General features: G+C 68.7%; 11 protein-coding genes and 2 pseudogenes. 4 read left to right on the forward strand and 9 right to left on the reverse strand.

Translation table 11 applies throughout. From position 1 onward, the window contains the following. Positions 1-393: 393 nt before the first annotated feature. Positions 394-924, reverse strand: a pseudogene (locus ACIRU3_RS43530) (FtsW/RodA/SpoVE family cell cycle protein); the annotation flags it as partial. 489 nt (positions 925-1,413) lie between these two features. Next, complete coding sequence (locus ACIRU3_RS43535) at positions 1,414-2,838, reverse strand: dihydrolipoyl dehydrogenase family protein (RefSeq protein ID WP_404069309.1); 1,425 nt, start codon at positions 2,836-2,838, stop codon at positions 1,414-1,416. A 1,070-nt stretch (positions 2,839-3,908) separates the two neighbouring features. Between ACIRU3_RS43535 and ACIRU3_RS43540 the strand changes: the two genes are divergently transcribed. Both ACIRU3_RS43540 and ACIRU3_RS43545 read left to right on the forward strand, forming a co-directional pair. Continuing rightward, positions 3,909-6,320 carry a CehA/McbA family metallohydrolase gene (locus tag ACIRU3_RS43540; protein ID WP_404069311.1) on the forward strand — a complete coding sequence of 804 codons (2,412 nt, stop codon included), beginning with the start codon at positions 3,909-3,911 and terminating at the stop codon, positions 6,318-6,320. Positions 6,321-6,677: 357 nt separating this feature from the next. Then, positions 6,678-7,049 carry a hypothetical protein gene (locus ACIRU3_RS43545; RefSeq protein WP_404069313.1) on the forward strand — a complete coding sequence of 124 codons (372 nt, stop codon included), beginning with the start codon at positions 6,678-6,680 and terminating at the stop codon, positions 7,047-7,049. A 381-nt stretch (positions 7,050-7,430) separates the two neighbouring features. On the opposite strand, the gene ACIRU3_RS43550 is transcribed toward ACIRU3_RS43545, so the two are convergent. The 3 genes from ACIRU3_RS43550 to ACIRU3_RS43560 form a co-directional block, all read right to left on the reverse strand. After that, complete coding sequence (locus ACIRU3_RS43550; protein WP_404069315.1) at positions 7,431-7,988, reverse strand: pentapeptide repeat-containing protein; 558 nt, start codon at positions 7,986-7,988, stop codon at positions 7,431-7,433. A gap of 142 nt (positions 7,989-8,130) precedes the next feature. After that, positions 8,131-8,667, reverse strand: a complete 537-nt coding sequence (locus tag ACIRU3_RS43555) for a hypothetical protein (protein WP_404069317.1) — start codon at positions 8,665-8,667, stop codon at positions 8,131-8,133. A gap of 103 nt (positions 8,668-8,770) precedes the next feature. Continuing rightward, the gene (locus tag ACIRU3_RS43560) at positions 8,771-9,433 is read right to left on the reverse strand and encodes an RHS repeat-associated core domain-containing protein (protein WP_404069319.1); all 663 of its coding nucleotides are present in this window, start codon (positions 9,431-9,433) and stop codon (positions 8,771-8,773) included. A 462-nt stretch (positions 9,434-9,895) separates the two neighbouring features. On the opposite strand from ACIRU3_RS43560, the gene ACIRU3_RS43565 reads away from it, so the two are divergent. Further along, the gene (locus ACIRU3_RS43565; protein ID WP_404069321.1) at positions 9,896-10,435 is read left to right on the forward strand and encodes a GNAT family N-acetyltransferase; all 540 of its coding nucleotides are present in this window, start codon (positions 9,896-9,898) and stop codon (positions 10,433-10,435) included. Between the two features lie 218 nt (positions 10,436-10,653). Here ACIRU3_RS43565 and ACIRU3_RS43570 read toward each other — a convergent pair whose 3' ends face one another. Further along, positions 10,654-11,055: an FAD-dependent oxidoreductase gene (locus ACIRU3_RS43570; protein WP_404069363.1), complete on the reverse strand. Its 402-nt coding sequence runs from the start codon at positions 11,053-11,055 to the stop codon at positions 10,654-10,656. A 22-nt stretch (positions 11,056-11,077) separates the two neighbouring features. On the opposite strand from ACIRU3_RS43570, the gene ACIRU3_RS43575 reads away from it, so the two are divergent. Continuing rightward, entirely contained in the window at positions 11,078-11,233 is a 156-nt protein-coding gene (locus ACIRU3_RS43575) for a hypothetical protein (protein ID WP_404069365.1), read from the forward strand. Here ACIRU3_RS43575 and ACIRU3_RS43580 read toward each other — a convergent pair. From ACIRU3_RS43580 to ACIRU3_RS43590, 3 genes and pseudogenes are all read right to left on the reverse strand, one after another. Beyond that, positions 11,183-11,347: pseudogene (locus ACIRU3_RS43580) on the reverse strand (NAD(P)-binding protein); the annotation flags it as partial. The gene ACIRU3_RS43575 and the pseudogene ACIRU3_RS43580 overlap by 51 nt on opposite strands. A 165-nt stretch (positions 11,348-11,512) precedes the next feature. Further along, entirely contained in the window at positions 11,513-11,941 is a 429-nt protein-coding gene (locus ACIRU3_RS43585; RefSeq protein ID WP_404069323.1) for an ankyrin repeat domain-containing protein, read from the reverse strand. Between the two features lie 343 nt (positions 11,942-12,284). Further along, complete coding sequence (locus ACIRU3_RS43590; RefSeq protein ID WP_404069325.1) at positions 12,285-12,701, reverse strand: VOC family protein; 417 nt, start codon at positions 12,699-12,701, stop codon at positions 12,285-12,287. Positions 12,702-12,877 lie beyond the last annotated feature (176 nt).

The following is a 12,877-nucleotide window of genomic DNA, read 5'->3' on the forward strand; positions in this document are numbered from 1 at the left end:
TGCAGCGGGCGACATGTGGGACGCGCCCTCGGTGATGTCCGCCGTCCCGCGCGAAGCCCGGCCAGTGCCACACCGACTGCCTGCTCACGCCGGGCACGGTCGGCTCTGCCGGCAACGGCGCCGCGGTTCTCCGACAACGCGCTTGCCCTGTTCCTGCACCGCACTCCGGGAGCCCGCCGGGCGGGTGGCTGTTGCCGGGGGGCGGCCCATGGGGGTGGTGGTGTCCGGCGCTCGTTTTCGTTCCTGGCGCGAGGCAGCGCGGCCGACTGTAGACATGGCCAGGGCCTGTCTGTGGGTTGAGAACGCGTACGACGACCCCCCCGAGCGGTCGAACAAGTCAACCGCGCGGGCTGCGCCAGCGCCAGAACTGGTCCGAGTACGGCCCGACCTGGTCGAGCCGAAACGGTCGTAACTCAGGCCGGGGACCAGCGGGAGCAGCAGGAGGACCAAGGCGGCGAACATGGAGATGTAGGTGTAGCGCTGGAGGACGCGGTGGTCCTTCAGAAAGATCAGAACCACGATGAACAGAGCGATCCCCATCGCTGTGTACAGCAGCTGACGAGGCGCGGCTGTCACGAAGTTGGGCAGCGACTGGAGCAGTTTGGACTGGTCCAGGCGCCAGATGGCGACCAGGCCGAGTCCGTTGAGCAGGGTGGCCAGGGGCAGCAGCAGCGGGTCGGCGTACGGGGCGAGCTTTCGTACGCCGAGGTGGGCGATGCCGGCCAGCAGGCCGAGGCCCAGACCGTAGCTCAGCAGGCCCGCGGGCATCCGGTCGTCGAGGGCGAGGCTCGCGTTGGCGTAGGCGAACACCGGGATGACCACGGCGAAGACCAGCAGGGCCAGTTCGGTGTTGCGTCGGCTCGGGGCACCGATCTCGCCGATCGTGGACGTGTGGTGCGTCGGCGAGTTCGAAGTACTGCTCATGGTGTGACGGGGCCTCTCACGGCTTGCCCACTGCTTGCCGCGGTGATCGACGGCCTTCTGCTGATCCTCGGAGCAGCTCGGGCCGGTGTGGGAAGTGACGGTCGGGGTTGGAGACTTCGGGGGACGTCGGCTGGTGGTTCGGCGTTGCTGATCTTCTGGACGTGAAGGCAGTACGCCTGGTTCCCCTGAACACGCAAGCGGGGCATCACCGTCCGGATCGGGACACGGATCCGGGACAAGGCATGATGAACGCGACGTCCACGAACGTCAGCGGGCTGAGGCCGGCCCGCGCCCGAAGGCCGGAGGCCGGCGCGGGCCGGTGCGGGCCCGCGACAGGCATCTCCTGGGTTCCGCGACCACTTCCCACAGCGGTAACCGCTGGCGAACAAGGCCCCGACCACGAAGGGCGGTTCAGCCGGAAACGGCGGTTGCGGGCCACGGCGATCACGCAGCGGGATTCCTACCCCGGTGCTGAACCCGATTCGAAGGTCAGCCCCTGTGCGCCTCCAACAAGCGCAGCCACACCTCGCTGACCGTCGGATAGGCAGGTACGGCGTGCCACAGCCGGTCGATCGGGACCTCGCCTGCGATCGCGATCGTCGCCGAGTGGATGAGCTCGCCGACGCCGGGGCCGACGAACGTGACGCCGAGCAGGACCTCCCGGTCAAGGTCGACGATCATGCGGGCTCGGCCCGTGTAGCCATCGGCGTACAGGCCCGAGCCGGCGACGTTCGCGAGGTCGTGGTCGACAGCGCGCACGCGGTGGCCCGCCGCCTCCGCCTCGGCGAGGGTCAGGCCCGCACTGGCCGCCTCCGGGTCGGTGAAGACGACCTGGGGGACTGCCACATGGTCGGCCGTCGCCACGTGGGCGCCCCAGCGGCCCGTGTCCAGGAGCGGGGCTCCCGCTGCGCGCGCGGTGATCGCGGCGCCCGCTATGCGGGCCTGGTACTTGCCCTGGTGGGTGAGGAGTGCGCGGCGGTTGGCGTCGCCGACGGCGTAGAGCCACTCGCTGCCCTCGACCCGCAGGGTGTCGTCGACACTCAGCCATGTGCCCGGCTCCAGACCGATCGTTTCCAGGCCGAGGTCGTCGGTGCGCGGGGCGCGGCCGGTGGCGAAGAGAATTTCGTCGGCCTCCAGCGTCGAACCGTCCCCGAGGGTGACCGTGACGGTGGCACCCTTGCGCTCGACGGCCGCCACGGACACCCCGGTACGGACGTCGGCACCCGCCTCGCGCAGCGCGTCCGCGACCAACTCCCCGGCGAACGGCTCCATGTGGGTCAGCAGTCCGTCGCTGCGCACCAGGACCGTCACCTGTGACCCGAGCGCCTGCCAGGCCGTGGCCATCTCGGTGGCGACTACGCCACCGCCGACCACCAGGAGGCGGGCGGGGATGTGGTCGGCGCTGGTGGCTTCGCGGCTGGTCCATGGCTTGGCCTCCGCGAGGCCCGGCAGGTCGGGCAGGGCGGCGCTGGTGCCGGTGCAGACGGTGACGGCGTGCCGGGCGGTGAGCGTGGTGACGGTGCCGTCGACGGCGGTCACCGTGACGGTCCGCGGCCCGGCGAGGCGGCCGTGGCCGCGGTACAGATCGGCGCCGGTGGACTCGACCCAGCTGACCTGGCCGTCGTCTTTCCAGTGGGAGGCGTAGCGGTCCCGGTGGGCGAGAACGGCGGCGGTGTCGAGGGGGCCCTGAACAGCTTGGCGCAGACCGGGGACGCGGCGCGCGTCCGCCCGCGCGATCACCGGGCGCAACAGCGCCTTGCTGGGCATGCACGCCCAGTACGAGCACTCGCCGCCGAGCAGTTCACTCTCCACGATCGCCGTGCTCAATCCGCCGGCGCGTGTCCGGTCCGCGACATTCTCCCCGACCGGTCCAGCTCCCAGCACTATTACGTCGTACGCGATGGCTTCCGTCATGGTGACCAGTGTGATGGGGGGTGGGCATGGAAACCTGCACGATTTCCCTTACGGTTCATGGACATCATGAAGACTCCCTGGGAGTGATGGACATGAGAAGGCGCCCGACCGTGCTTGTGGCGGTCGGCTCTGTCGGCCTGTTGGGGCGTACTCGCCTCTCGCGTAGTTGCCTTGCCGAAGGCCAGATCATCGGCGGCTCCGCATACGCCGCGTACCTACGAGACGATCGCAACGGGGCAGCTGTGCGCAATACACCTTGCCCCGTCGTACGACTTGTCATGTGGCGAGAGCGCCTTCGGGGATGTGCGGTTCAACTGCTCTGCCGTGGAAGGGGGAAAGTGCCCGGACATCAGATCCGTGACCGTGCGCAACGTCGGGAAGACCGGCGTCGGTCTCACCGTGATCTGTGGTTCGAAGCCTGGTGAGCGCCATGACGTGCGACTGCCGAATCCTGTGCAGGGCTCGTCGACGCAGCTGCGCCCTGCCCATGGAGAACGGTTTCTGTATGACATATCAATGCAACCTCGGGGAGAAGGAAGGTCCGCGATCAGGGTGGTCGGCATTCGCTGACTGGGCGTACCCGTCGCCGCAGTTTCGCGTCGGGGGTGTCGAAGTCCCCTGCGACAGCGGGTGCGTTCGGTGGTCCGGCAGCTCGGCCCAGGGCTTGTTCGCGCGGACGCAGGCGCGGTGCGCATCGTCGGGGACGGCTGGGGGCCCGGGCGCCGGCCCCGTCCGGTGTAACCAGCCCTTCGTGGCCGGCGGAGCGTATGTGCCGCGCGCGGTGACTGGCCCGTCGCCGGCCTTCCTCAGGCGCCGGGCGAGAACGGCCGTGAGGACTGTGCCCGTAGGGGGCGCTTGTTCGGCTGTTTGCCGGTAGCCTGCGGGTCGTTCGAACGAACAGTCGGCGCCATCCCGAGAGTCGTCCCGACCGGCCGGCGGAAGGGCCGGACGGCGCACGCATGAGCCTCGGGATGGCAGGTGCATGTCATTTGGAGGTTGCTGTGCCGAGTGATCTCGGATCCGGCAGACACAGAGAACTGGAAGCGTGCAGGGTGGTACACCGTCGTGACGTGCTGCGCCTGGGCGCGCTGCTCGCCGGCGGCGGCCTCGCGGCCATGGTGCCCGCCGGTATCGCCAGGGCGGACACGCAGACCGACGGCAGCCACGTGACCAAGACCTATCAGAGCCATTCCCCGCTGGGGTTCGACCAGTGGGCCTACATCGACTTCGATGTCCCTGCGGGCGTGAACCGAATCTCCGTCACCTCGAGCTTTGAACCCTTTGTCCTCGTGCCGGGCGTCATGTCCAACGTCCTCGACATAGGGATCTTCGGGCCGTCGGGATTTCGCGGGTGGTCCGGCGGAGCCAGGCGCGACTTCACACTCTCGGCAGCGGATGCCACTCCGGGCTACGTTCCCGGGCCTGTCGAAGCAGGGAAGTGGTCCGTCGCCCTCGGTCCCATCGTCTACAAGGCCTCCGGCATGGACTGGCAGGTCAGCGTCACCCTGGACCATGGCGCTCCGCTCGAGCCGGTCCCGTACGACATCCTGCCCGACGCGGTCCGCGGCCGCGCCCCCGGCTGGTACCGCGGTGACCTGCACTTGCACAGCGTCCACTCGGACGGCGCGCGGACAGTGGACCAGATGGTCGCCGACGCCCGCAGGAGCAAGCTGGACTTCATCGCCACCTCGGACCACAACACCAGCTCCACCGGGGTCTCCTGGCGGGGAAACATTCCCCCGGACCTCCTCGTGATCAACGCGGAAGAAGTCACCACCCGCCATGGCCACTGGCTGGCCGTGGGACTACCGCAAGGGGAGTGGGTGGACTGGCGCTACGCCCCCAGCAACCAGGGCGAACTCGACCGGCACGTGCAGCGGGTGCACAGCCTGGGCGGACTCGTGGTTGCCGCACATCCCACGACCCCGGGGCCGGGATCATTCTGGGAGTTCGGCCTCGACCACGTCGATGCAATGGAGGTGTGGAACGGCCCGTGGACACTGGACGACGCGGCCAACGTCGCCCTCTGGCACGGCGCGTTGTGTCTGGGCAAACGTATCCCGGGCCTGGGCAACAGCGACGCGCACGCCACGACGGACACGATCGGCCTCCCGCACAACGTAGTCAACGCCCCTGCACTGTCCACAAAGGCGATCCTGGCCTCTCTGCGGCAGGGCAAGTCCTACGCCGCGGAATCGGCCGCCGTCACCGTGGACTTCACGGCCAGGGGTGCCGGCCGCACCGCCGGGCCGGGTGAGGAGCTTCCGCTGGGCTTCTTCGACGCGGTCGATGTCACGGCCTCCGTCTCCGGCGCCCCCAACTCCGTTGTCACCCTCTACACGGAGTGGGGGATCATGGCATCGGCCTCCATCGGCGCCGGCGGCTCCGGACAACTGCATTGGCGCGGCTGGGGCAAGGCCTCACTGTTCGCCCGCGCCGAAGTGCGCCGCCTGCAGCCCGGCTCCAGCACGCTCGATCAGATGGTGGCCATCACCAACCCCGTCTGGTTCTACAGCGCGAACCGTCCGCCCTACGCCATCGAGAAGCGCGTCCTGTTCCAGAGCGCCCGCACGCCGGACGGAACCTGGAGCAGTATGAGGCCTCTGCACGGTGCCGGGAGCGACCCCACCTTCGCCGGAATCCAGGTCTCCGCCGCAGGCATGCCCGACGGGTCCGTACAGATCCTCGGACTCAAACCCGACAACAGCGTCTGGATCGCCACCCTCAAGGGCTCCGCCATGTCCCGGCCGTGGCAGCGCCTGGACGGCCCCGGCCCGCAGAACGGCTTCACCGCACGCGAAGCGGCCATCACGGCCCTGCCCGACGGAACCAGCCAGCTCGTGGCCACCAGTATGGACGGCACGCTGTACCACCAGCAGCGCCGTACCGACGGCACACTGACCGGCTTCCGTCCGGTTCCCGGCTTCACGCCGAACAGCACCTGGGGTGCGACGAAGGTCGCCCTGGCAGGCATGCCCGACGGCTCTGCCCAGATCCTCTCGTACAACACTGACGGCTCCATGTACATGTGCATCCGCCGCAAGGACGGATCCTGGACATCTTGGTCCCGGCTGGCCGGGTTCGGCGGGGCACCCACGTTTTCCGGCCCGGCCTTGGCCATCACGAGCCTGCCCGACGGCTCCTCCCAAGTCGTGGCGATCGGACTCGACGGATGTGTCTACCACCAGGTGCGCCATCCCGACGGTCGGTGGGACGGCTTCGCCCCTCCTGCGGGCGTCAACTCGAACAGAATGGGCGCCAGCAGCATCGACATCGCGGGTTTGCCCGACGGGTCGGCGCAGGTGGTCGTCGTCGGCCGCGACGGCAACGTCTGGCACAACATCAGGCAGGACAACCTCTCCTGGACCGGCTTCACTCAGGTCGCCGGCCCGAGCGGAATCGACCCGTTCCCTGCCGGCCAGATCCGTATCACCGCCCTGTCGGACGGCACCGCACAGGTCCTGGGCATCAGTGGCGGCTAGCAAGCCGGGGGGCCGGCGCGCCTGACGGGGCTGACCTGGCGGACACCCAGGCGTGAGGATGAGCCTCCTGCTCCTGCTGCCGTCATGGGGCCGCCGGCTGTTGCTTCCTGAGCCTTCAGCCTCCGGCAATCCAACTGCTTACTAGGGTGCTGGTACCAGCCACGGCGGTGCCGGCACCGCAGCACGGCAACACCCTCCGCCAGGGCGTCGGAGGGTGGCGTATGCCGGGGCGTGATGCCCGGCGGATCGCATTGCGGGCCGATGCCGGGAGGTACCGGGAGGTACCGCGGAATCATACGTCCGCATTGAGTCTGTCAAGCCCCGAATTGCCGTCGCTTTGTTTGTTTCTTGTGTTGAGTGAATCTGGTTTCAGGCAAATCGCCGGGTCGTCGCATCGAGATGACGCAAACAGACGACAGAAACCTCTGCTTTCACTCGACCGATGAGAAACTCATGGCTGTCAATATTCGCACCCAGATCCCCCGCATTGTCGGCGCTTCCTTCGTAGCTGCGATTCTCGCCGGAACGGCGGGAGTAGTGGGCGCTCAAGTGGCTCCTCAGACGGCGAAGGCCGCGCCGAGCGTGGTACAGGACGCCAACCAGACCAACGTGAACCAGGTTGGCGGTCGGGCCAATCAGGCGAACGTGAACCAGGGTGGGAAGGACGTCAACCAGGCCAACGTGAACCAGGGCGGCGACGACGCCAACCAGGCCAACGTGAACCAGTAGTGACCTTGGTCGGGGGCTGGGCAGGCACCCCTGCTGACCACTCCTCGACGACGGGACCCGCCACAGGATCGTGGCGGGTTTCGTCGTGTCCGGGTTTCCGGGGCCGCACGGCCCGCTGCGGCTGTGGAGTCTTGTCTGCTGGGGTGCACGGTGTGCCGCACAGAGCGGCCACGGACGGGTGAGTACGGTCCGCCGTCGTGCGTCAAGTCCCGAAAGGCAGTGTCGTGACGTGGTAGGCCCGGCCGGGGCTTACTTGATGCACGGGCTCAACCAGAGTGTGCGGGCCGTCCGGGACAGCCTCGGCGGCGCGGTCTGCGGTACATGAATCCCGCTGTCGAAACCCGTCCACGGAATTCCGCGAGCGGAATGCGACACCCCTGGTCATTCAATATCACGAAGGAAACTCTTGTGTCTCGTATATCGAACAGTCGGCGTCTGGTCATGCTTGCCACCTCCACCGCGTTGGCGATAGGGGGCGTGATGCTGCCCGCCAGCGCATTCGCCTCGACGCCGCACACCGGCGTCGCCGAGGCGGCGGCCAGTCACACCGACCACGTCAAGGGCGACAAGGGAGGAAAGGACAAAAAGAGCAAGAGTAAGGACGCGAAGGGGAATAGGAACGGCAAGCGGAAGAGCAAGCCCAAGGACATCAAGAACATGCCGGGCTGCCATTTCTACAAGAACGAAGTCTTTTGCAAGGTGGATCCCGGTAAGCCTGCCCCCGGTAAGCCGGACCCGGGTAAGCCGGACCCGGGTAAGCCGGACCCGGGTAAGCCGGACCCGGGTAAGCCGGACCCGGGTAAGCCCGATCCGGGTAAGCCGGACCCGGGTAAGCCTCCGGTGGACCCGCCCAAGTAGGAACGGCCGCTCTTGCTGCAGCCTCGGCCGATGGCTGCGGCGGTCATGTGAATCGGTCGAGAGCCCGAGCCCCGCGGTCACGCCGGGGCTCGGGTCTTCGCTGTGCTGCGTCCTTGGGGATACGGGGTGTGGCGGACGACCGGGAAGGTGCCGGTCAGCCCCCTACGAACGCCTACGTCGGAGAGCCCGACACCCACTGCCGCGGGCGTCCGTCACTGCACAGCTAGTGCCAGCAGGTGGCACTGCCGCCATCCGACTCGGTGCCGACCGAAACCTCATAGGCGATGCCCTTGCCCACCTTGGGCGCGGGGGAGAAGCCGTCGGTGCGGAAGTCGACCGTGAGGAGCAGGCGACGGCCCTGGGTGGTCCTGGTCCAGCAGGCGCCCTCCACGGTGGCGGGCGGCGCATCGGGATCGGGGTCCCGCTCGGGGTGCCAGCCGGCCGCGTCGGCTGTCTTGGTGTAGTGGGCGATGACGGCGTCGGGCTTGCCAGGGTAGGCATACAGACGGTCGGCGTGCAGCCATGGCTGTCCGCTGCTGTCGTCGTCGCATCCGGTGGTCACGCCCAGGCCGCGGTAGTTGGCGGGTGCCGAGGCGCCGGAAGGTGCCCAGCCGAGCAGTGGCTGTGCGGCCAGCCGCTTGAGTTCGGCGGACGTGCCATCGCAGCCGCCGCCGACGGCGGAACATGCGCCGAGGAAGGCGGCCGGCAGCAGGAGTGCCGCCGCCAGCCCGACGCGGGCGGACGGTGTTGTGGGGGACAACGGTGCTCCTCGAAATTCGGGATGTGGTGGCCGGGCGCGGCTCCCAGGGGAGGTCCGCGCTCGGCTTGTGGATCGTTCGGATCACTGGGGGCGCCGGTGGCGGCTACCCCCAGAGGTAGCCGTACCGGTACAGATAGCTGCCGACCGAGTAGAGACTCAGGGACAGAATGCCGGACAGGTAGATCACGAACATGCAGTTCGAATAACCCAGGCTCATGCACGCCTTGGCCTCGTGACACTCCTTGTTGCACCGTCCGTCCAGGTCGTAGCTGTTGACGGGGTCGTCGCTGCCGTATTCGTAGGCGTTGGCACTGCCGCCGGGGACCGGGTCGGTGGACAGGAAGCGTCCGGTGGTGGGGTCGTACAGCCGCACTCCCATGAGGGTGAGCCCGATGACGGTCTCGTCGGAGCGCTGCTTGCCGCCGAGCCATGAGTACCGCGCGGACGGCTGGCCCGCCCTGGGGTTGCCGTACTCGTCGGCGTCCAGGACAGTCGGCGCGACCGAGCTGTCCGTGGGCAGCTGCAGGGTGATGTCCCCGCGCAGGTTCGCCAGCTGAAGTACTACGCCCCCGGTCTTGGTGGTGGTGGCGAGATTGCCGTCGGCGCCGTCGATGTCGCGGGTGACGGTGCCTGCGGTGTCTTCGGTGATCCACCGGGGGCTGTCGTCGTCCGAGCCGTAGTGGTTCACCTTGGCCGAGGTCTGGGACCAGGAGCCCGAGGAGTTGCTCTCGGTGGTCCAGGACCGCAGGCGCAGGGTGGAGTCCACTGCCCAGGTCTGCCGTCGGCTGCCGGCCGGCAGGTCGGCTCGCCGCTTCGCCGGGACTGTGTCCTGCGTGGGGAGATGGACGATTCGCCTGTTGGCGGCACATGGGCGGAAGAGGGCGACGGCGCCGAACTCGGCAACGCTCTCGTGGCGTCTTCACGATGTTGCGCCGCGCCAAGCTCATGGTCGACGCCGTCCCCGCCGAGTCCTCGAATCCGCAGAATACTCCGGGGTTTTGGCCGGTGGCACGGTCTCACCGAGGCACCAGGGGTCCATCGGGCGTACGCCCCGTGCGTCCGATGATCACCTTGACTCGCCGGAAACCTCGTGGTGTTCGCGGATGGCGGGTGAGGAACGCGCCTGGTCGGCCGGGACCACATGGGGCCGGATGCGAGGCCGCCCCCGCGGGCGGGGATGCCAAGCGTCTCCCGTTCGGTTGGTTTGACCGTCTGTTAGCGTGCACGGGTGGAAGATCTGGGACTCGTGGCTTGGCCGCCTGCGCCGATCAGGACCGACCGGCTCGTGCTCCGTGAGCCCGGGGCGCGGGACCGGGCGGCGTTCATCGAACTGCTCGCCTCGCCAGAGGTGCACACCTACCTCGGCGGTCCCCGCCCGCGTGACGAGCTTGAGCGCGAGACGCCCGAGGTGCCCGAGCGGTGGCCCGGGAGTTTCGTCGTTGATCTCGACGGGGCGATGATCGGCCAGATCCTGCTCAGGAGAGCAACCGGGCACCGTCGCCCGGCTGCCGTGGGCAAGGCCGATCTCGGCTACCTGTTCCTGCCGCGGGCGTGGGGATTCGGGTACGCCGCCGAGGCGTGCGCGGCGGCACTCGGCTGGTTCGTCGGCGTCCTTCCCGGCGAGCCGGTGGTGCTCGCCACCCAGACCGCCAACGTCGGCTCGATGCGCCTGGCGGCGAAGCTGGGGTTCACCGAGGTAGAGCGGTTCGAGGCATGGGGCGCCGAGCAGTGGCTCGGCATGTGGTCCCCGGTCACGTTGTCCAGTTGAGTTCGTGACGGAACCGCCGGAGAGTACCCGCCCGTCCAAGCGCGCGGGCGGCCTGCAACCGCGACTTGCCCGCGCGCATGGCCGGGCATCACCTCTGCGCTGTTTCGTTCGGATCGTCTGATCGTTGGTTCAGGTGTGCCGTTGAGCGACGTGCAGTGGGCGCGGGTCGAGCCGCTGTTGCCGGTCCGGACACCCAGGCGGGGTGGGTGCCGGCGGGATCACGCCGAGGTGATCGATGTGATCGCCTGGAAGTTCCGACAGGGCCGCATCGGCTGCGCCTGCTGGAGCAGTACGGGCACTGGCGCGGGGTCTGCAACCGGTTGCGGATGCGGGCCATTGACGGCACCTGGGAGCGTGTCGTCACCGCATTGATGGCTCAGGCCGACACCGCTGTAGGCGGGCTGGGCGTCCGAGAGCGCGGGGCGCACCCCGGACCAGGCGCCGTCCGCGCCGACGACCAGGTCGAATTCTTCGGCGGTGCCGCGGGTGAATTCCAGGCGGACGCAGGCGTTGGGCAACGGGACGGTCTTCTCGACCGAGTGGCCCCAGCGCACGGTGCCCGGGGTGGGGGAGTTGAGCAGCAGGGTGCGCAGCTGTCCTCGGTCGATTTCCGGGGGCACTGGTGTCGCCGGACTCGGGCTGGTGGTGGCGCAGCAGATGGGCGGACCGGTCCATGAGGCGCAGTTCCTGGCCCTCGGGCCGGGAGAGCGCGAGGAATTGGTCCAGAAGGCCGGCGGCGCGCAGGCCCACCTGCCCGGTGTCGGCACGGATGTCGTGGGTGCCGTCCTGAGAACGTGAGGCGGGAGTGGCCTCGCGCTCCAAGACGGTGACGGGTATGCCGTGCTGCTGCAGGGCGCGGGCGCAGACGAGGTCGCCGGGGCCGCTGCCGACGATCGTGATGCGGGGGGACATGGGGGTGCACCGATCAGAGGAGGCGTGGGTGCGGGGGAGCCGGTGGTACCGGGTCCGGGCCGGCGCCCCGGAGCCCAAAGCGTATTGCAGCAGGCCTGAGTGACGGCACCGTTCTACGGGCGCCCGTCGGCAACGGTATGACGGGTCGTCGTGAGTTCGGCCGGCTTAACCCAGGCGGGCTGGTGCCCCAACTGTCGTGAGGAGAGCGGCCGTTTCGGGATCGGGGCCGTTGCCCGCCCACTCCAAGGGGGAGCGGCCCTTGCCCTGATCCTCACGACGGTTCGGATCGGCCCCGTGCGCCAACAATGCGCGCACCGTCTCCGTGTGCCCCCAGCAGGCGGCGGCGCACAACGGCGTGCCCTCCGAGCCGAGTCCGCGGCTCTCGGTGTCCGGGGAGGCCCCGGCCATCAGGAGCAGACGTGCGATCTCGGCTTCGCCGCTCACCGATGCCGCATAGAGCGGGGTGGTGCCCTCACGGTCGCCTCGCTCTGGGTCGGCTCCCGCCCGCAGCAGTGCCTTCACACGGGCGGTATCACCGATCTGAATTGCCTCGAGCAGATCCCGGGAGAGCTTCTTGCGCTGCCGCTGGTTCACAGGAGGCGAGGCTAGCGACCGGGTAGGTGGCGGGGCCACTCATATTCCCGCGTCGACGGCTACGACCAGCACCGTCGCCGCACGACAGGGCCCAGTACGAAGGCGACCTCGCGCGGGCCGCAGCGGACCGCAACTGGGAAGAGCCGGTGGACTCCGTCAAATTCCTACGGGTACGAGTTGTTCGTCACCCACGACCAGTCCGCGGCGGAGCGGGTACGGCGGCTCGCGGCCACGCATTCTGGCGGACGACCGGCGGAAGACTGCTGAGCTTCGAGAACGGTGAGGACCGGGGCCTCGGGATTCTTGGTGCCTGTTCCTCTTCCTCGCACGGCAGTGTGCGGTATTACGCGTTCCAAGAACGCGTGCACAGGACGAGGCGGTAGCCGTCCGAGTCCGCGATCGTCACTCCGTACTGGTCCCAGTACGGATTGTGTGCGGCGACTCTGGTTCCCCCTGCGGCCAGGAGACGTTCGATCTGCTCCTCGGTGATGGGAGCGCCGAGGTAGACGACGAAGAGGTCGTCCACGGTGGGGGTGGGCTCGATCGGGTTCTCCGGATCGTGGGTGATCTCGAAGTGCCATGTCCCGGCGGGCGGGCCGACCATGAGCAGGTCGTGTTCGCCGGAGACGCGCTCTGTGGTCCGCCACAGGACATCGAGCCCGAGCCCTTCGACGTAGAAGCGTTCGGCGGCGGCGAGGTCCCGGGACGGGCGCGCCATCCTGATCTGGGTGGAGGAGTTGATCATGTGGAATTCTCCCATACGGCTCCGTGTGGCGGGCCTGACGAAGGGGGGTGGTCGCACGGGCTCGGAGGCTTCGAGATACCTGGTGCGTACGGCAGTTGAAGTGCGAGGCCGGAGCGTACACGCGGGCTGGGCGCAGAGGGTGCCCCTCAGCACGAGGTGGACACGACAGGCACCCTTGCTCCCCGCGTACG

Origin of the sequence: Streptomyces sp. NPDC101151 (assembly GCF_044768335.1) — a bacterium.
Taxonomy (GTDB): Bacteria; Actinomycetota; Actinomycetes; order Streptomycetales; family Streptomycetaceae; genus Streptomyces.